20 protein-coding genes and 1 tRNA gene are annotated in these 18,794 nt (G+C 67.4%); 14 read left to right on the top strand and 7 right to left on the bottom strand.

Annotation, left to right across the window (positions count from 1 at the left end):
• Positions 1-62 precede the first annotated feature (62 nt).
• Positions 63-2,714 carry a right-handed parallel beta-helix repeat-containing protein gene (locus F4553_RS22275; protein WP_184838935.1) on the bottom strand — a complete coding sequence of 884 codons (2,652 nt, stop codon included), beginning with the start codon at positions 2,712-2,714 and terminating at the stop codon, positions 63-65.
• A 207-nt stretch (positions 2,715-2,921) separates the two neighbouring features.
• On the opposite strand from F4553_RS22275, the gene F4553_RS22270 reads away from it, so the two are divergent.
• From F4553_RS22270 to F4553_RS22255, 4 genes are all read left to right on the top strand, one after another.
• Positions 2,922-3,395, top strand: coding sequence for a sigma-70 family RNA polymerase sigma factor (locus F4553_RS22270; RefSeq protein WP_184838932.1), 474 nt, complete (start codon positions 2,922-2,924; stop codon positions 3,393-3,395).
• Entirely contained in the window at positions 3,392-4,516 is a 1,125-nt protein-coding gene (locus F4553_RS22265; protein WP_184838930.1) for a hypothetical protein, read from the top strand. The genes F4553_RS22270 and F4553_RS22265 overlap by 4 nt, the downstream gene beginning before the upstream one ends.
• A gap of 159 nt (positions 4,517-4,675) precedes the next feature.
• The gene (locus F4553_RS22260; RefSeq protein ID WP_184838928.1) at positions 4,676-5,398 is read left to right on the top strand and encodes a GntR family transcriptional regulator; all 723 of its coding nucleotides are present in this window, start codon (positions 4,676-4,678) and stop codon (positions 5,396-5,398) included.
• Positions 5,399-5,498: 100 nt separating this feature from the next.
• Positions 5,499-5,786 (top strand): hypothetical protein, encoded by a 288-nt coding sequence (locus F4553_RS22255; protein ID WP_184838926.1) that lies wholly within the window; start codon positions 5,499-5,501, stop codon positions 5,784-5,786.
• An 11-nt stretch (positions 5,787-5,797) separates the two neighbouring features.
• On the opposite strand, the gene F4553_RS22250 is transcribed toward F4553_RS22255, so the two are convergent.
• Positions 5,798-7,408: a toll/interleukin-1 receptor domain-containing protein gene (locus tag F4553_RS22250; RefSeq protein ID WP_184838924.1), complete on the bottom strand. Its 1,611-nt coding sequence runs from the start codon at positions 7,406-7,408 to the stop codon at positions 5,798-5,800.
• Between the two features lie 547 nt (positions 7,409-7,955).
• On the opposite strand from F4553_RS22250, the gene F4553_RS22245 reads away from it, so the two are divergent.
• Positions 7,956-8,132 (top strand): hypothetical protein, encoded by a 177-nt coding sequence (locus F4553_RS22245; protein ID WP_184838922.1) that lies wholly within the window; start codon positions 7,956-7,958, stop codon positions 8,130-8,132.
• Positions 8,129-8,326, top strand: coding sequence for a hypothetical protein (locus F4553_RS22240; RefSeq protein WP_184838920.1), 198 nt, complete (start codon positions 8,129-8,131; stop codon positions 8,324-8,326). Before F4553_RS22245 ends, F4553_RS22240 begins: the two co-directional genes overlap by 4 nt.
• Positions 8,327-8,980: 654 nt before the next feature.
• On the opposite strand, the gene F4553_RS22235 is transcribed toward F4553_RS22240, so the two are convergent.
• Both F4553_RS22235 and F4553_RS22230 read right to left on the bottom strand, forming a co-directional pair.
• Positions 8,981-9,571: a GNAT family N-acetyltransferase gene (locus tag F4553_RS22235; RefSeq protein ID WP_184838918.1), complete on the bottom strand. Its 591-nt coding sequence runs from the start codon at positions 9,569-9,571 to the stop codon at positions 8,981-8,983.
• Between the two features lie 5 nt (positions 9,572-9,576).
• Positions 9,577-10,362, bottom strand: a complete 786-nt coding sequence (locus F4553_RS22230) for a GntR family transcriptional regulator (RefSeq protein ID WP_184838916.1) — start codon at positions 10,360-10,362, stop codon at positions 9,577-9,579.
• 386 nt (positions 10,363-10,748) lie between these two features.
• On the opposite strand from F4553_RS22230, the gene F4553_RS22225 reads away from it, so the two are divergent.
• The 6 genes from F4553_RS22225 to F4553_RS22200 are packed head-to-tail and all read left to right on the top strand — an operon-like array spanning position 10,749 to position 14,895.
• Entirely contained in the window at positions 10,749-11,051 is a 303-nt protein-coding gene (locus tag F4553_RS22225; protein ID WP_184838914.1) for a hypothetical protein, read from the top strand.
• Positions 11,048-11,485 carry a hypothetical protein gene (locus F4553_RS22220; protein WP_184838912.1) on the top strand — a complete coding sequence of 146 codons (438 nt, stop codon included), beginning with the start codon at positions 11,048-11,050 and terminating at the stop codon, positions 11,483-11,485. Before F4553_RS22225 ends, F4553_RS22220 begins: the two co-directional genes overlap by 4 nt.
• Positions 11,482-11,724 (top strand): hypothetical protein, encoded by a 243-nt coding sequence (locus F4553_RS22215; RefSeq protein WP_184838910.1) that lies wholly within the window; start codon positions 11,482-11,484, stop codon positions 11,722-11,724. The genes F4553_RS22220 and F4553_RS22215 overlap by 4 nt, the downstream gene beginning before the upstream one ends.
• Before the next feature lie 23 nt (positions 11,725-11,747).
• Positions 11,748-13,535 (top strand): replication initiator, encoded by a 1,788-nt coding sequence (locus F4553_RS22210; RefSeq protein ID WP_312875307.1) that lies wholly within the window; start codon positions 11,748-11,750, stop codon positions 13,533-13,535.
• Between the two features lie 17 nt (positions 13,536-13,552).
• The gene (locus tag F4553_RS22205) at positions 13,553-13,762 is read left to right on the top strand and encodes a helix-turn-helix domain-containing protein (protein ID WP_184838908.1); all 210 of its coding nucleotides are present in this window, start codon (positions 13,553-13,555) and stop codon (positions 13,760-13,762) included.
• On the top strand, positions 13,762-14,895 hold the full coding sequence (locus F4553_RS22200; protein WP_184838906.1) for a tyrosine-type recombinase/integrase: 1,134 nt from the start codon (positions 13,762-13,764) through the stop codon (positions 14,893-14,895). Before F4553_RS22205 ends, F4553_RS22200 begins: the two co-directional genes overlap by 1 nt.
• A gap of 50 nt (positions 14,896-14,945) precedes the next feature.
• Here the strand turns inward: F4553_RS22200 and F4553_RS22195 are convergent.
• Positions 14,946-15,019: transfer RNA gene (locus tag F4553_RS22195), tRNA-Gly, on the bottom strand.
• A 263-nt stretch (positions 15,020-15,282) separates the two neighbouring features.
• On the opposite strand from F4553_RS22195, the gene F4553_RS22190 reads away from it, so the two are divergent.
• Positions 15,283-16,161, top strand: coding sequence for a zinc metalloprotease (locus tag F4553_RS22190; RefSeq protein WP_446680436.1), 879 nt, complete (start codon positions 15,283-15,285; stop codon positions 16,159-16,161).
• Positions 16,162-16,227: 66 nt separating this feature from the next.
• On the opposite strand, the gene F4553_RS22185 is transcribed toward F4553_RS22190, so the two are convergent.
• Positions 16,228-16,743, bottom strand: a complete 516-nt coding sequence (locus F4553_RS22185) for a pyridoxamine 5'-phosphate oxidase family protein (protein WP_184838902.1) — start codon at positions 16,741-16,743, stop codon at positions 16,228-16,230.
• Positions 16,744-16,856: 113 nt separating this feature from the next.
• Here F4553_RS22185 and dcd point away from each other — a divergent pair, with 113 nt between their 5' ends.
• Complete coding sequence (dcd, locus tag F4553_RS22180; RefSeq protein WP_184838900.1) at positions 16,857-17,432, top strand: dCTP deaminase; 576 nt, start codon at positions 16,857-16,859, stop codon at positions 17,430-17,432.
• 333 nt (positions 17,433-17,765) lie between these two features.
• Here dcd and F4553_RS22175 read toward each other — a convergent pair whose 3' ends face one another.
• Positions 17,766-18,743: a C40 family peptidase gene (locus F4553_RS22175; protein WP_221469975.1), complete on the bottom strand. Its 978-nt coding sequence runs from the start codon at positions 18,741-18,743 to the stop codon at positions 17,766-17,768.
• Between the last annotated feature and the right edge of the window lie 51 nt (positions 18,744-18,794).

Raw genomic sequence — 18,794 nt, 5'->3', positions numbered from 1 at the left:
GTGAGTTTAGAACGGTGCTCCGCACGACCGGCGAAGTGGTCGCGCGGAGCACCGGCTCATCGTCAGATGTTGATGTAGCCGACGAAGTCGACGAGGAGGTGCGTCGTCCCCGAGCTGCCGTTGTAGAAGGCGACCTTCCCGTTCACGATCGGGACGAGCACCAGGTTGGCGACGGTCTGACCGGCCACCCAGTTGAGGCTGGAGGCGTTCGGCATGGTCGTGCCGGCCGGGTACGCGGTGAGGTAGCCGCTGCTCGTCGGGCCGGTCACGGTGACGTTGAGCAGCACCGCCGTGGCGGTCGTCGTCGGCTCGAAGAGCACCAGCTCCCGCGCCTCATGCGGAGCCAGCGGGTTGGGCGACGAGGTCCACGTCCGGGTGTCGAGCACGCGATAGGGCAGGGTGATCTGCACCGGTGCGCCCGCGTCGGGGCTGTAGTAGCCCAGCAGGTCGGCGAGGACGTGCACCGTGCTGGTGCCGCCGTTGAAGAACGCCACCCGGCCGTTGACGACCGGCACGACCACCATGTTGGGTACGGTCCGGCCGGCCGCCCAGTTGAGGTTGGAGGCGGTCGGCCGGGGCGCCCCGTCGGCATACGCGGTGAGGTAGCCGGATGCCGTCGCACCCGTGATCGTCACGTTGAGGGCCACCGCGGTCACCCCACTCGCCGGTACGCCGTTGGCGCCGGTCACGGGGACGGAGATCGTGGCACCGGCGGGGACCGGGGTCGTGGTGGCGACGCCGGTGGCGTAGCGGGTGTCGAGCACCCGGACCGGCCCCCTGGGCGTGAAGAGCCCGCCCGCGGCGCTGGTGTAGTAGCCGAGCAGGTCGACCAGGACATGCACGGTACCGGTGCTGCCGTTGGCGAGCGTGATCCGGCCGTCCTCGCCGACGGGCACCTCGGCCATGTTGGCGGTCGTCGACCCCGCCGACCAGTTGAGGTTGGAGACGATCGGCTGCTGCGTACCGGAGGGGAAGACCGTCAGATAGCCCGAGCCGGCGGTCGACGTCACGGTGACGTTGACGGCGACGCCCGCCAGCCCGGTGGCGGGAACCCCGTTGAGGCCCGCCACCTGCAGCGACACGCTCGCACCCGCGGCGACCGGGACGCGGGTGGCGATGCCGATGGCGTTGCGGGTGTCGAGCACCCGGACCGGTCCCACCGGCAGGTAGGTCCCGCCGCCGATTCCGCGCGACGCCGACGTGGTGATCCCGTTGGTGTCGCTGACGGAGACATAGGCGGACTGCCCCGTGCGCTGCGCGTAGTGGTGGGTGACGATCGGGGAGGCCTGGGTGACCTCGGTGCCGTCGCCGAAGATGAAGCGGTAGGGCGTGGCCACGAGGGGCACCCATCCCGGCTGCGTGGCGGAGGCGTCGAAGGTGACCGTCGTACCCCCGTCGCTGTAGGTGGTGACCAGGCTGGCCTTGGCTCCCTGCACCGCCTCGGCCGCGCCCCGGTCGGCGATCACCGACGGACCGCTGCCCGTGTTCGGGGCGCCGGGATCGTCCTCGCGGAACCGCCCGTCCTTGTCCAGGGCCGGCCAGCCCGGTGCCGCCGAGTTGGCCGAGTCGTGGTTGACGGTGTCGAAGAGGCCGCTCAGCTGGTCGTGCGTACCCTGACCGGACGCTTCCCGGAAGGCCGCCACGGTGGCGTAGTTGACGCCGTTCCAGCGGTAGAGCTTCGTGGGCGTGTCCTGGTACGCCTGGACGCTGTTGAAGTCCGCGACCGTGCCGCCGACGGCCGCACCGGTGACCTCGATGTTGGCCTGGTCCGCGACCGGAGCCAGGCAGCTGGTGTCCCAGTGAGTGCCGTTGCGCCAGGCTATGTTGTTCTGCACCGACACTCCGCTCGCGGCGCCGGAGACCCGGATGCCGGATCCGCACGCCTGCGAGACGGTGTTGTTGGTGATCGCGGAGCCGGTGGCGCCGACGTTGTCGATGCCGATGTCCCGTGCGTTGGCGACGGTGTTGTTGACCACGATCGCCCGCTTCGCGTCAGCGGCGAGCAGCACGCCCTTGCCGACGTTGTTGAGGAAGCCGTTGGCGACGGTGATGTCGGTGCCGTGCACCTCGACGGCGGTGACGAACCCATTCGGTCCGAACGCCTGGATCCGGGTGTTGGCCACCAGCACCCGCGCCGAATCGGCGTCGAGCATGATGCCCGGCACGGCCAGCGCGTTGACCCACACGCTCTTCAGCGTCGAGTCGGTCACGCCGGCCAGGCTCACCCCTGCAGTCCCGAGCGGTGCGCCCGGCAAGACGTCGTTGACCTGCACCGAGGTGAGCGTCAGCCGAGTGGAGCCGACCAGTTTGACCGGCACCGTACCCGGGCTTGGTTTGATCTTCAGCGTCGTCACCGAGATGTCGTGCTGACCGTCGATCGTCAGGCCGACACCCGCTCCACTGAGCTTCGCCGTCGAGTCGCCCAGCAGGGTGATGGGCTGCCCCGGCGCCCCGGACTTGGTGATCGTGACCTGCTCGGCGTAGGTCCCGCTGATCCGGATCGTCTGCCCGGCGGTCACCACCGCCACGGCCGCGCCGATGGTGCAGAAGGGCTGCGTCGGCAGGCCCGTGCCCGTGTCGCTGCAGTTGGCTCCCACACCGTTGTTGACGAAGAGTTCGGTCGTGTCGGCGGCGGCGGGTTCGCTCGCCCCGAGCACGAAGAGATTGGCGACCAGGGCGCCGACCACCACGCCCGCTATGCGGTTCCTGAACATTCAAATCCCCGACGTGTACGGGTGGCGAGCACTCCCTGCCCGCCACTCCACTCCTGACACGCCGAGGCCGATCGGGGGTTGCAGCCGGACCCGAGCATTTTTCGTCAACCGATCGTGCCGATACGGATTCGTGATCCGCAGCGGTACATCGGCGCGGTCGCTCATGCGTTACTGGGCGACATGTGAGCAGATCACCGGCAGGGTGGTATGGACGATTTCAAGGATTTCTACGAGGCACGCAAGGACATGGTGTTCCGAGCGGTGTTCGCCGCGACGAGCGACCGGGCCGGTGCCGAGGATGCCAGCGCGGAGGGGTTCGCGCGCGCGTTCGCCCGGTGGTCGAAGGTGGGCCGGCACCCGAACCCCACCGGGTGGGTCCTGCGTACCGCCCTGAACTTCCACCGGTCCTGGTGGCGGCGTGTCCGAAGGGAGTTGCTGGGCAACACGCCGGACCGACCCGACGGCGGCAGGCCCGACAACGGCCTCGATATCGATCTCCATGCGGCGATCGCCGCACTTCCGACGCGCCAACGCGAGGTCATCGGCCTGCGCATCCTGGCGGACCTGAGCCCGGCGGAGACCGGCGAGGTGCTGGGCATCGCGCCCACAACCGTGAACGTGCACCTGCACCGCGCGCTCGGCTCGCTGCGCGCACGCCTGAACGAGGGGGTCGTGAGATGAACGTCGACGAAATCACCGGTGCGTACGCACAGGAAAGCCTGTCGGTGTCCCTCGATGAGATCCAGCGACGCGGCGGCCGGTGGTCGCGCCGCCGGAGCGCCGCCGGAATCGCCGCCGCCACGGCGGTCGCCGCGACGGTCGCCACGGTGGTCATGCTGACGGGCGGAGCCGCCCCGAAGGACGCACTCGCTCCCGACACGATCGCCGATCGGAACGCGGGGGTCTGCCAGCGGGAGATCACGCTGCTCCGGGAGAACGGCCAGCAGGCTTACCTTCCGCCGACGGCTCCCCGGCTGGCCATCACCGACGGCGACGCCTGGCTGCGGGTTCACGTCCTCGACGGGATGATCTACACCTGCAGCAGCGGTTCCGGATCGGCGCCCACGATCTTCGGCACCCGGCTACCGAAGAACGACGGAACGCTGCACCTCACCGGCGACCTCGACGTGGTCGTCAAGGCCGGCGGGCTGCTCATCGGAACCGTTCCCGCGGGCACCTCCGGAATCGACGCCCGACTCGCCACCGGGGCTGCGATCCGGGGAGAGACCGACGGCAAGATCTTCGCCGTCTGGTCGCCCGGCGCCGATCTGCAGGGGGCCCAGGTCACGGCACGTGGGGCCGACGGCCCGCTGGGTTTCGCCACGGCGACCACCGAGGCGAACATCGACCTCAATCCGACGGTGTTGACGCAGTTCTGCGCTCAGCACGGGCCGCAACTTCTGCGTGGCCACGCCATGCCGCCACGGCGCTTCCAACTCGGCGGCGCGCAGACGGCCCTCTGGATCTACGCCGACGAGACAGCAGCCCTGATCTGCACCTGGAGCAGCACCAACGGGTACGCCGTCAGCGGGCCCATTCCTGCCGTGACCTCCGCCGAACCGCTGCCATGGGTGGAGATCTTCGGTGACGACTCCTGGATCCTCGGGCGGGTGCCGAGCGGAGCCGAGCGGGTGGAGATAGTACTGCCTAGCTCGCAGGTCGTCCCGGCGCAGATCAGCGGGCCGTTCTTCGCGGCCGGCTGGACCGATGAGCAGCACGTTCGCCCCAGGAAGGTGCTCGTCTACACCGCAGACCGCATCTACACCATCGAGGGCGGCGCGACGACATCCGTGCCCCGGTAGCTGCCTTTCCCCTGATGATCGCGCTGTTTCCCGGAAGCTGGGCCCTCCTCACTGGAGTGTGGGACTGTTCCGGGAGACAGCGCGATCATCGTCGTATCGACAGGCGAGGGATGCTCGCATAACCTCTTGACCTGACAAGTGGTCGATCAAGGAGCGGTGATGGAGCTTCCTCAGCCCAAATACGTCGTGGTCGTCAACGCGATCCAGCAGCGCATCGAGGACGGCACCTACCAGCCAGGATCCGCCATCCCGAGCGAGGCCGCGCTGATCGCGGAGTTCGGCGTATCCCGGCCCACGACCGTCCGTGCGCTGGGGATTCTCCAGCGGGACGGGTGGCTCGACGCCGAGCAGGGCAAGGGACGGTTCGTGCGCTCCCGTGCCTCGATCGCGTCGCGGCAGCCGCCCGGTCAGGCGAGCACCCTGCTCAAGCAGGAGGAGCGAGCCGGCGTCAAGCTTCTCTTCGTGGGTCCGGTGCTCGCCTCCCCGCGGACAGCGGCCGCCCTGGAGATCGAGCCGGGTACGCCGCTCATCGCCCGGCAGCGGATCGTCACCTCCGAGATCGGCCCGATCGAGCTCGGCACCTCCTACATCCCGGTCGACCTCGCCTCGGGCACCGGGCTCGGCGACCACTCCGCGATCACCGAAGGTCTGCTGCAACGGCTGAAGCAGCGCAAGGGAGTGGAGTTCGATCACGCGACGGAGCGGATCTCGGCACGGCTGCCGTCCGAGGAGGAGGCGACATATCTGGAGGTGGACCCGACGGAGTGCCTGCTCACGGTCCTCTTCACCGCCTTCGACCGGGCCGGGAGACCGCTTTTCGCGGTGGACGTGCTGGTCCCGGCGTCACGGCGCGAGCTCGAGGATGCGTTTCCGATCCACTGAGGACTCCCACTCGGCAACATGACTTGTCAGGTTGTTGTGCGGTTGGTGCCGGGTTGACAAGTCGATCGGTCGAGCAGGCGATCTTTCGTATTCTGATGCCATGACGGAGGACGAGTTGCTCGTGACCCTGCGAGTGGCGCTGTGTGCCGAGGCTGTCGAGGAGGGGTGGGCACCGGCGACGGCCGAGAAGCTCGCTGACGTGGCGATCCGCCGCTGGGAAAGCTTCGAGCGGCGCAGCAAGCCCAACAAACGCACCTACCGGCTACGGATCCACGACCTGGTCCAGGGACTGCGGCAGGGTGCGCCCTTCGATCTCATCTACCTGGAGCCGGGCGCCTTCGAGCGGCTCGCATCGCGCTTTGGTGAGGTGTTGACCCGCCTGCCATAGCGCCCCGTGCGCTAACCGTTGGACACAGCCCACATCAGCACCAGATTGTCGCCGTGGCTGCCGGTGGCCATGGTCCTGCCATCCGCGCTGAACGCCACCGCGTAGACGGGGCGGGAATGGTCGGTGAGGGTAGCGATCTTGTGGATCGCTGACGGATTCGACACGTCCCACGCCAGCACCAGCTCGTCCCAGCTGCCCGTGACCAGTGTCCTGCTGTCCGCGCTGAACGCCACCGCCAACACGACACGGGTATGTTCGGTCAGGGTGGTGACCCGGTGAATTGTCGACGGATTCGACACGTCCCACACCATCGCCCGGTTGTCCCAACCGCCGGTGGCCATCATCTTGCCGTCCGCGCTGAACGCCACGGCCCGCACGCCGCTGGTGTGGTCGGTGAGGGTCGCGATCCTCTTGGGAGACGGCAGACTCGACATGTCCCACACCATCACCTGGTGGTCCCAGCTGCCGGTGGCGAGCATCTTGCCGTCGGCACTGAACGCCACCGCCAACACATCACCGGTGTGGCCGGACAGGGTGCTGAGTCTGCGGGGTTTCGATGGGTTCGACACGTCCCACACCATCGCCCGCTTGTCCCAGCCGCCGGTGGCCATCATCTTGCCGTCCGCGCTGAACGCCACGGCATACACCTCAGCGGTGTGGTCGGTCACGGCGCCGACTTCGCGAGGAGCCGCCGGATTCGTCATGTCCCACAACACGACCCGCTTGTCGCTGCCGGCCGTGGCCATGAGTTTGCCGTTCGTGCTGAACGCCACCGCGAACACGTTGCCGGTGTGTTCGGTGAGGGCGGTGAGTTCGCGGGGTGCCGACGGCGTCGACACGTCCCACACCCCCACTCGATTTTCCCAGCTGCTGGTGGCCATCGTCTTGCCGTCCGCGCTGAGCGCCACGGCCAACACGTCCTCGGCTTTGCCGTGGGGTGGGGCCACGCGCTGGGAGGCCGTCCGGGAGAACGTCGTCAGGTTCGGGGCGGGAGATGTTCGAGCACTGGCGCTCGGCGACGACGACGGCGCAGCCGACGTGCGCGAGTTCAGGCGGGCAACCCCGTAGGTCAACGCGACAACGACGACAACGCCGGCCGCCACGAGCAGTCGCCCACGCGTCCCCTTCCGAAGGCCGCCCGAGAACGATCCAAACGCGGCCGACCCGACCGGTCGCGGTGCACGATGGTTCACCGGCCGCCGATGCCCCGAGTCCACGGGCGCCGGATCGCTCACGCCGCTCATGTGCAGCAGGCTGCGGAGATGGTCGACGAATGCCGGCGACGGCATCTCTCCTCGGGTGACATCCTCGAACTGCACGTCATTGAGCCGGAAGAACACCTTGCCCTCCAGCAGCAACGGCATCAGCGGCCTGTCCGTCTCCTCCGCTTGGTTGACCTCCCGATCCACCCACTGCGATGCCGCCGACGCCGGACTCATCACCACCACGAACGCCGCGCACGAATCGATCCGTTCCTGAATCACATTCGCCCACCGGGCACCGGTCACGATCTTCCCGTCGAACCAGACCGGCACACCAGCAGCCTTCAAAAACTCCGCCAACGCGGCCACGTACTCGGCATCCGAAGCGTGGCTGTAGCTGATGAAAACGTGACCCGACACTCCGGCAACGCTACCGACACTCATCGATCAACGACTCACCCAGGCAGACGCCACTCGCCATATCCGGCGAACGCGTCGGTCAGCCCTGGTAGGTGGCACTGCGCGGGTGCCCCGCCAGCGGCCCAGAAGATCACTAACGACGAACGCCAGGTCTGGGACGAGTCCCTGGCCTGGCGTTTCGTGGTGGAGCGGGTGACGAGAATCGAACTCGCACTGTCAGCTTGGGAAATGGTGATCGTCGCCGTTCGGCACCGCCTCCACCAGGTGCGTCGCCAACCAGCTCCAGGCTTTGTCCCCCGCGATTGGCCGCTATTTACCGGGGGGAGCCATCGGATCGGGCACGACAACGGGCACGGGCTGTGGACGCTTTGCAAATCAAGATCTGAATTGATCGAGCCTTCTGCTCATACCCTCGGCCTACTGTGTGCTGCGTCGCTGCTGTCGTCTGTTGTCGATGATCGCATCGGCTGCTCGGCGGTCTGCGCCGGTCGTGCCGCTGGACGAGGACCGAGGTCGTGAGCATCGGTAGTTGGTAGGAGGTGGGAGTATGGACGAGGATCGGGTCAAGGACGAGTTCACGCGCATGGAACTCACGGCGCGCCTCAGTAGGGACCGTGAGGTGATCGCCCAGTACGAGGTTGGCCTGGCGTTTCATCGTCAGCGGGTGGAGGATGCTCGGTATGAGCTGGGGATCCTTGATGAGCGACTGGGAGGCGAGCTATGACGGTGGATGAGCACATCGCGATTCTGCACACGGCCATGCGGGTCGATCATGAGGAGTACATCGCTCAGGTTCGCCAGTGGGCCGAGGAGGCGGAGGCTGATGGACGCGTCGCCGCTGCCAGGCAGCATCGGAATCATGTCGCACGGCTGGAAGCCATGAGCAAGCCCTGGGAGTCGCAGCAGCGCGCTGCTTAGCCGACATCGGGGCATACGGTACGACCGAGAACGCCGTCAAGAATTCCTTGACGGCGTTCTTTGCGTTTCCGGCCCATCGCATCAGGCGAAGCACGGCATGTTCCTGCTGCTCATAACCCGTTTCCGGTCGCGCGCATCGCGCGCACCCTGCTGCCTGCCATCCCGTCAACCATTGACCCGCCCCTTGGGGAAGCAGACCGCCGCCGGCACCGCCACCACCGATCAAGGGCGAGGTGACCGGCCAGGGCTGGCGGTGCCGGCGGCGGTCTGCTGGGCTTGCCCGGGTCCATGGGTGACGGGACGGCAGGTCCCTACCTCGACCACGGCGGACCGCGACGCGCGGACGGACCCGTCGCCATCCTGGAGACCGGCGGCCCCCGCCGGAGGCATCGCCCTTGCCCGGCGGACCGTCACACGCCCGAGCTGCCCGGCACCGGTCGACGGCTGGCGTGGTTGTGCGGCGGCGAAGGTGGCGCGGCGTTGGCGGCCTGGTCCTCGTCGGGATCGCCTGTTCTTGCGGCCCTGCCTGCCTTACGTCGCTTCGCGCCAGCCGATGGGCATAGGCATGCACGCCCGGCCCGCCAGGGCCGGGCGTGCATGACGCCCGATCGGCGGCGCGAGCGGCCCGTCAGGGCCGCCTTGATCCCAAAGAGACTAATTCGGCAAACTGCCGAGCTGTTCTTCCAGCCTCAGCCGCACGGCTGGCCAGTCCTGCCCGGTCACGCTGTAGAAGATCGAGTCCCGGACGTAGCCGTCTCGCAGGATTCGGTGGTTGCGGAAGACCCCTTCGCGCGTTGCTCCGAGACCTTCGATCGCCCGCTGAGAGCGGGTGTTACGGCTGTCGGTTTTGAAGACGACGCGGATCGCTCCATGGTCGAAGGCATAGCGCATCAGGAGGTAGGCGGCTTCGCGGGCTGCTCCGGTTCGCCAGTGGCTGGGGGTGACCCATGCCCAGCCGATCTCGACGCCTCGGTGCTTGGGCTGGAGGTCGATGAAGCTGATGCTGCCGATGATCGCGGAGGTACGTCGTTCCACGATCACGTATGGCAGACGTAGCCCTTGGCGTTGCTCTTCGACGGCCTCGTCGATCAGGGCTGCCACGCCGTTCTGGTCCGGGGTGGCCTCGTCGAGGTAGGTCCAGATCTCCGCGTGCTCAGCTGCCGTCGCGAGTGGGGCAAGGTAGTCCGAGGTCAATGGACGCAGTTCAACGATGCGGCCTTCGATAGCCTCGGGCAGGAGTTCCATCGCACTCATTCGGCCGAGACCTCGTACACGAGGACGTGCTTGTCTCCGGCGAGGAGCTGGTCAAAGGCTTCTAGCGGTTTGCCGTCGGCGTCGTAGGCGATCCTGACTACCTTCACCACGCACACGCCTGTGTCCAGCCGAAGCGCTTCGGCTTCACCAGGTGTCGGCATCCGGAAGCTCAGCTCGTCGATGAAGTACGAGATGGTCCGCCCGCTGGCACGCTCAAGCACGGCCAGCACGCCTTCCTCTACAGGTGCCGCGATGGCTATCGGAGTGTCTGCCACCATGTCGTAGCGGTAGTAACTATCGCCCAGCTGGTAGGGCTCCTCGTCCACCAGCATGACTCGCCTCCGTGCGATGACTGGCGCGCCTTCCTCTACACCGAGCCATCTCGCCACATCGGGGGTCGCGTCTTCACGCTCTACGGATGTGATCTTCTGGCGCCCGATCCGGCCCTGCATCGCGATCTCGGTATTGAACGTCGCAGCATGATTCACCGCACGCCGTGCGCGTCGGTCCTGGTCCATGGCCATGACCCGGATCGGTCGAGCCTTCCTGACGAACGTCCCTTGGCCTTGGCCTGAGCCGATCAGCCCTTGCGACTTCAGCGCAGAAAGGGCGAGTCGGACCGTCGTCCGCGACGCGTTGTAGCGATCAGCAAGATCACGCTCTGCTGGCAACCGCTCCCCCGGCGAGAAATCGCCTCGGTGGATGGCCTCGCGCAGCACGTTTGCGAGAAGGACGTGGCGCGGTTCGCTGCTGTCGCTTTGCGCCGGATCAGTGGGGTTCATCTGCTGCTCCCTGGACTTTCTGGCCTATAAGGCCTGCCTCTGGCAGCTTACCGGTTTTGGTCCGTACCAAGCATTGACGATTCGTACGATCGATGAGTACCTTGGTACCTACCAAATGGGAGGCCCAAGTGGGCCACCCAAAACAAATGGCCCCGACGAGCTGTAACTCGTCGAGGCCGGTGCATCGATCCCCTGCGAGAGGAATCCACGATGCCAGTTCAGCGTACGTGCAGCCCTGCGCGTAGTACCAGCCACGGTCCCGGAAGCGTCACCCCCGACCAGCCCACCCCGACCAACCAGGTCACCACGGGTGTGCTGTTCGTGCTGGTGACGGGTGCCCCGTCGGTACACGCTCCCGCGCAGCCCGGTTGCAAGGCGGTGTCCGCATGAGGCCCGCTCTGGCGATCCCGACCCTGTCCATCTCCCGTACCGCACCGACCGCCATCACCATCCCCACTGTGCCGACCGTGTCGGCTCCGCCCCGGTTCAACTTCGCCGGGTACTGCGACTACTGCTACCAGCACGGTTGCCAGTCGCCCACCTGTATCGCCAAACACGCCGCCACCTACTGGGCGGTGTGCCCCTCATGCGAGGGACGCGGCCTCGACGACCAGGACGACTGCTGCGAGTCCTGCTTCCGTGGCGTCGTCGAGGTATTCCCCGGCTGGCCCGGGGCGGTGTCCGCATGACACCCGTCCTCGACCAGGCAACCACCGCCGGTGGGACGCTGATCGCGTTCCCCGGACGGCCGTCGACCTCACCGGTCGCGGTGGAGTCACTGACCCTCAACGAACTCGCGGTCGTGTTCCACGCCGCCACCCACCTCATCGGTGACCACCACAGTCGGGACATCCTGCGGATGACCGACGCCGTCACCACCACCATCGGGATCATCGGCATCGACCTCATCCGGCAGGCCGCCGCGATCGTCGACCACGCCGAGATCACCCTCAACTACGAGCTGCGCTCCACCATCCTGGGCAGCCTCTACCACGGCGACCACTGCCAGACCCTCGCCCGGGTCTACCTCGCCGCCATCACCCCCAAACCATCGGCATGGGCCGTGGCCACCACAACCGCCGCATGGCACAACGCCATCAACACCCAGGCGGTGGCCGCATGACCACCACCCCGATGGAGTCCCCGGTCCGGCAGGCACGCCTGTCCCACGGCTGGGAGCTCGTCGAACTCGCCCTGCGGGTGAAGTTCATCGCCGACGCCCTCGGCGAAACCACACCGAAGGTCGGTGACCTCGTCACCAGCCTGTTCCTCTGGGAGAACCAGCGCGAACAGGTCCCCACCAGCTACGAAGCACTGCTTGATCTGGTGTTCGACGCGTACACCAGACGGGTGCCCGCGTGACCGCCACCGAGTCGGTGACCCCCATGGACCACACGTCTATGGGGGTCACCCCCCGTGCGCTTAACAGTCAAGACACTGTTGACGCTCCCCGGCCTGGATCGCGTGCCGACAGGATGGCGCAGCCCTTCGCGCGCGACGTCCTCAAAAGCCTGGCAGAGGTCCACGGCGTGTGTGTCCGCCCGATCCCGCTCAAGCGCACCGACCACGAGACCGGCCTGTGGGAGATCGTCGACATCCCGTGCGGCGCCCGCCTCGCCTCGGTGTGTGCGCCGTGTGCGGAGAAACAGCGCAAGCTCCGCATGCAGCAGATCCGCGAAGGCTGGCACCTCACCACCGACCCCACCGACGCCATCACCGTCGAGACCCCAGCCGACGAGGTCAAAGCCCTCGTGCTGGACCGGTGCCAGCTCGTGTTCGACCGCGAGGAAGCCGTCAAAGCCGCCGACCCGACACAGGTGGCGCGCCTGGATGTGGCGATCGACCTGCTTGACGAGCAGCTGTCCGGCATGCGGGTCCGCGGAACGCTGCCGTCGCCGGCGGATCCGGCATCGCCGCGTCGGACCAGGTCGACCCGTCGCCGTCAGGACACCACCGACCTGCCCCGGCTCCCGGTCGACTCCCGCACCACCGGCAAGGTGTACACGACGCCGGACGGGCGGAAGGTCCAGCCGTCGACGCTGCTGACCATCACCCTGGACTCCTACGGCCCGGTCCACACCGGTTCCCGGACCCGCCGCGGGAAGGTCCACCCGTGCCAGTGCGGGCACCTGCACCACCCGGTCGACCCCGCCCTCGGTACCCCGATCGACCCGGACACCTACGACTACCGTCGTGCCGCGTTGGATGCGATCTTCTTCGCCGCCGGGCTCGACCGGTTCTGGCAGAACCTCCGCCGCGCCGCCGGACTCAACCTCCAGTACGCCGGAGCCGTCGAGATGCAAAAACGCCTCGCACCGCACGTCCACTACGCGATGCGCGGCACCCTGCCCAAAGCACTGCTCCGCCAGGTCGCCGCCGCGACCTACCACCAGGTGTGGTGGCCCCAGTTCGACGTCCAGGTCTACACGGTGGCGAAACCACCGGTCTGGGACCACACCGCCGAGTGCTACACCGACCCCACTACCGGGGAACCGTTGCAGACCTGGGCCGAGGCGCTTGACGCCCTGGACGACGAGGACGCCGAGCCCGCCTACGTGCTCCGGTTGGGGAAGATCGACGCCCGGGGCATCACCCATGGCACCAAGGACGCCGAGCGGTCGGTGCGGTACGTAACCAAGTACGTGACCAAGGACCTCGCCGAACAAGCCGACCCGTCATCGGCCACGCAGAAAGCCCACTACGACCGGCTGCACGAGGAGCTGGCCACGCTGCCGTGTTCGCCGACGTGCGCGAACTGGCTGCTCTACGGAGTGCAACCGGACAAGGCGAAGCAAGGCCTGACTCCTGGGCGCTGTTCCGGCAAGGTGCACCAGCGCAAGACACTCGGCTTCACCGGACGCCGCGTCTTGATCTCCCGGCAGTGGTCGGGCAAGACCCTCAAAGACCATCGGGCCGACAACGCGGCCTGGGTTCGCACAGTTCTCGCGGGAGCCCCTGAGGGGGATGCTCTCCCGACCGATACGGCCGTTGACCGGCATCGGTACTCCTTCGCCATGGTCCGCAACAGCGACCCCGGCGTACCCGACCTGCAAGTACGCATCATGCGCGCCATCGCTCAACGCGAACTCTGGCGACGACAGGTCTACCAGGCGCAACAGCCACCGGACCCTGTTCCGGCAACCGGAACCAGCGCACTCGCGCTGGCCGCCTAGACGAAGGAGAAGGAGAGATGGAACCGCTACTCACGCTCGACGAAGCCGCCGCGTTTCTGCGTACCAAGCCTCGCTTCATGCGTCGCCTGGTCGCGGAGCGCCGGATCACGTTCCACAAGGTCGGTCGCTTCGTGCGGTTCGACCTGACAGACCTGGTCGCGTACGTCGCTGCTGGTCGGGTGGAGCCGATCAGGCCTGCGCTGCATGAGCGAAGGGAACTCGTCTGATGGCGGGCAAGCGCCGCTTCGGGCGGGTCCGCAAGCTGCCCTCGGGCCGCTTCCAGGCTCGCTACCTCGGTCCGGACAGCATCGACCGTCCGGCGCCGCACACGTTCCCGACGAAGACCGATGCCGATCGGTGGCTGGCGGCGAAGGAGACCGAGATCGTTCGGGGCGACTGGACCAACCCGGACGCTCCCCGGCCGAACCTAGGCGCCTACATCGTGCTGTGGATCGACCAGCGGACGCTTCGGCCCCGCACGGCCGATCTGTACCGCTGGCTGCACAAGCGGTACCTCGCGCCGACCCTGGACGCAATCGAGCTGCCCGACCTCACACCGGGGATGGTGCGGGCGTGGCGTGCTCATCTCGCGTCGTCCGGTGTTTCGGCAAGCATGATCGCCAAGGCGTACCGGCTGCTGCGGGCGGTGCTCAACACCGCGACGGACGACGAGCTGATCCGGCGCAACCCGTGTCGGATCAAGGGCGCCGGTCAGGAACGCCCGGATGAGCGGCCGGTGGCGACCATCGCCCAGGTCTTCGACATCGCGGGCAGGATCCCGGCCCGGTTCCGCGTACTGGTCTTGGTCGCAGCGTTCGCCAGCCTCCGCTACGGGGAACTGGCGGCGCTGCGGCGATCCGATGTCGATCTGGAGGCTGGGACCGTCACGGTCCGGGCAACGCTCGTCGAGCGCTCAGACGGGTCGCTGACCTTCGGGCCGCCGAAGACCAACGCCGGTCGCCGGACGGTCAGCCTGCCCGCCGAGATCGTCGCCGAGCTTCGCCAGCACCTGGCGGACTTCGTCGACGACGCGGACGACGCACTCGTCTTCACCGGGGCGACCGGTGTCGCGCTGCGGCGGTCGAACTTCCAGACGCAGGCACGGTGGACGACCTCGGTGGCCAGGGCCGGGCTGCCCCGGTTCCACTTCCACGATCTGCGGCACACGGGCAACAACCTCGCCTCGGAGACCGGTGCGACCCTGCGGGAGCTGATGAGCCGCATGGGCCACGAGTCCACCAGGGCGGCGGTGATCTACCAGCACGCGACCCAACGACGGGATCAGGCCATCGCCCACGGCCTCAACGAGCAGATCCATCGGGCACGCAGCGGGCACGCGCAAGGAATAGCATCGCCATAGGTAAATGGAAGGCCCGGTCCGACGTGGTGTCTGACCGGGCCTTCAACGCTTGGAGCGGGTGACGAGAATCGAACTCGCACTGTCAGCTTGGGAAGCTGATGTTCTGCCATTGAACTACACCCGCAGGCGCGACCACTCTATCAGGCACCGGCCCCACCCGTGCACACCCGCCACCACCAACCGCATGATCAAGACTTAACAAGACTGTCACGCTCAACATCTTCGATGTTGTTAACAAATTCCTTAGAGTCGCATGCATCGATGTATGTTCGCGGCGCGTAGACCCCCTCGTGCCGCGGGGAGGAGTTCGACATGCGACGCAACCCCATAGCGTGGCGCACGGCCAGCCTGATGGCCGCAGCCACCTTCGTCTTCAGCGCCAGCCCGATGGCTATCGCGGCTGTGCCGACGCTCTCGGCAGCCGAGTGCTTCACGCCCGCACCGGTCGCCGCCAAGGTCAAGGCCGGCGGCGCCACGGTCAAGGACCCCAACGAGGTGACCGCGAAGGAGGCGGCGGCCCGCGAGGCCGACCTCGCGCAGGCACTCAAGGCGAAGGGCAAGGCCCAGGTCCAGACCGTCAGCCCGCTCGCGGCGGTCATCACGATCCCGGTCGTCTTCCACGTGATCAGCGAGGACGGTACGCGTGCCAACGGGAACATCCCGGACAGCATGATCAACCAGCAGATCACCGTGCTGAACAACTCCTACGCGGGTGTCTACGGCGGGGTTGCCACGTCGTTCCGTTTCAGCCTGCAGAGCATCAACCGCTACACGAAGCCGGCGTGGTACCCGATCGTCTACAACTCCTCCACGGAGAAGGCGATGAAGCAGCAGCTCCGCCAGGGCGGCGACGGCACGCTCAACATCTACACCGGCTCGCTCAGCGATGACCTGCTCGGCTGGGCGACCTTCCCGGTCACCAACGTCACCACCTATGACGGCGCCGTGATCCTGGCCGAGTCGCTTCCGGGCGGCACCGCGAGCCCCTACAACCTGGGTGACACCGCGACCCACGAGATCGGCCACTGGCTCAACCTCTACCACACCTTCCAGGGTGGCTGCGGTGGCTCGGGCGACAGCGTCTCGGACACCCCGGCGGAGAAGTCGGCGGCCTTCGGCTGCCCGGCCGGGCGCAACACCTGCCCCGCGACCGGCTCGGACCCGATCCACAACTACATGGACTACACGGACGACTCCTGCATGTACGAGTTCACGGCCGGCCAGGCCACGCGCATGCTGAACGCCTGGAACGCCTACCGCATCTAGCGGGCACAGACATCAGGGCCGGCACAACGATGTGCCGGCCCTGACTCGTGCTTCAGGAGCGCCGCGTCAAGCGCCGATCAGGCTGAGTTGCCGGTGGATCCTCCGAAACCCGTGATTGATCGAGCGCTCGTGCCAGACCTGCGTGGATGCGGGCCAGGCCATGCCCTCGGCGGTCTGCCCGACCGGGCGGTGCACCATGGCGACCTCGATGTGCAGCTCGAAGAGGCGCCAGGCGAGGACGTTGTTGGCCCTCGCTCGGACGGCGATGCGCCCGATAACATCGGGGTCGAAGACCGGGGCGGCCCAGCCGGAGAGGTATGCCTCGACATCGCTCTCCTCGGCGGGGAAGGCGTGCAGCGCGAAGCGGCCGTCGCGTTCCAGGTCGCGCCGTTTCGGCGAGTCGATGAGGAAGCAGAAGAGCCCCTCGTCGGTGACGACGGGTGACACGGGGTGAACGCGGGGCCCACCGTCGGCACGCACCGTCGCCAGGTAGCCGAGGCCGGGCCCATACTGATGGAACAGGGCGCGGATCTCATCGGCGAGCCGAGGAGAAGCGGCGGCGAATTCGGACCAGGTAGCCATGCCACGACTCTATCGAACGCATGTTCTACTTGGTAGCTGAAACGCCGGATCGCCACGATCGTGACAATCACTGCGCCGGAGATTGAGCACTGATCAAGAAGTACCCTGACCCCATGCTCCTCTCCGATCGGGACCTCGTTGCCGAGCTGAAGGCCGGAAACCTCGCGCTCGACCCATTCGAGCCGGACCTGATTCAGCCGTCCAGCATCGACGTCAGGCTGGACCGGCTCTTCCGCGTCTTCAACAACCACCTCTACACGCACATCGACCCGTCGATTCAGCAGGACGACCTGACCACGCTGGTCGAGGTCGCCGACGGCGAGCCGTTCGTGCTGCACCCGGGCGAGTTCGTGCTCGCGTCGACGCTGGAGGTGGTGACGCTCGGTGATGAGCTGGCGGGTCGGCTGGAGGGCAAGTCGTCGCTGGGGCGCCTCGGCCTGCTGACCCACTCGACGGCCGGTTTCATCGACCCGGGCTTCTCCGGGCACGTGACGCTGGAGCTCTCCAACGTGGCGACGCTGCCGATCACGCTCTGGCCCGGGATGAAGATCGGGCAGCTCTGCGTCTTCCGGCTCTCGTCACCGGCGGAGCACCCCTACGGTTCGAGCGTCTACGGCTCCCGCTATCAGGGCCAGCGCGGCCCCACGCCCAGCAAGTCCTGGCAGAACTGGCGCACCTGGGCTGTATAGCTCTATATCTGGGTCGCTTCGCTCCGCGCGCCTCCATGCGACGCCTTCCCTCGTCGCTGCGCTCCTCAGTCCAGGCGCCGCGGCGCGCTCCGCGAAGCTCCCGCAACATTTCTGGGTCGCTTCGCTCCGCGCGCCCCTATGCGACGCCTTCCCTCGTCGCTGCGCTCCTCAGTCCAGGCGCCGCGGCGCGCTCCGCGAAGCTCCCGCAACTTGCCTGCGCTGACACCGCGGCGTGCACAGGCTGGGCGCCCGGACTCGCGCAGAGTGGTCGGGCCTTAACGCAAGATCGCCGCGCCCCTTGTGGGGTCGCGGCGATCTTGACGAGCAGCAGCCTCAGGCCGCGCTTGGTCTGCCGTAGCTGTGTACGTCACCGGTGTCGAGACGCTTCATCCGGACCGGGACGCCGGCACGGGAAGCGTGCACGATCCATCCGTTGCCGACATACATCCCGACGTGGTGGATGTCGCTGTACATGAAGACGAAGTCGCCTGGTCTCAGGTCGGCGTACTTCACGTAGGGCATGGTCCGTCGCTGGGCGGCGGCATTGTGCGGGAGGCTGACGCCCGCCTTGCCCCAGGCCGCGAGCATCAGGCCGGAGCAGTCGTAGCTGCCCGGTCCGTCGGCGCCCCAGACGTAGGGCTTGCCGATCTGGGCGCAGGCGAACTTGACCGCGATGCCGGCCTTGCCACCCGGGTAGGTGCTGGGGCAGGCCGCCGGTCGCAGCGAACCGAGCTGTGCCGAACCCGCATAGAGCTTGGCCACCTGTGCCTGAAGCTTGTCGACGGCTGCGTCGAGCTCCTTGGCCTTCGCGGCCTGTGCCTTCTCCTGCTCCAGCAGGTCCGCCAGCAGCGCGTCCATCGGCGCCTTCTGGTCCTGGAGCACCTGACGGGCCGCGACCGCGTCCTGCACGCTCTCCGCCTGCATCCGAGCGAACTGGTCGAGCTGGATGAGCTGGTCGGTGAAGACCTGCGGGTCGCCCGTCATGAGGAGAGAGGTGACGGCGTTGGTGTTGCCGCCCGTGTACATGTAGGTTGCGAATTCGCCGACGCGATCCATCGCGATGTCGAGCTTGAGCTGCAGAGGGAGGATCTTGGCCTGGATGGCCTCGACCTTCTTGCGCTGCTGCGACAGCTTGATCTTCGTGGCGTTGTGCTCCTCGATCGCCGGTTCGAGTTTGTTCCATGCGACGTCGATCTGCTTCTCAAGCTCGGAGAGCGAGGGGTCGGCATGCACTGCCGTGCCGCTGCCGAGCAGGACGCCGAATGAGGCGACAACCGTGAGGAGCAGGGTGAGCAGTGCGCGCGACCTCATGGGTCGCGCGGGATGGCTTGCCACCGTAGTCCGGTCTCCTTCTTCCACCCG

The organism is Allocatelliglobosispora scoriae (assembly GCF_014204945.1).
In the GTDB taxonomy this organism is placed as follows: Bacteria; Actinomycetota; Actinomycetes; order Mycobacteriales; family Micromonosporaceae; genus Allocatelliglobosispora; species Allocatelliglobosispora scoriae.
Note: the sequence above shows the minus strand (reverse complement) of the source record. Positions and strands in the feature narration are given on the sequence as shown.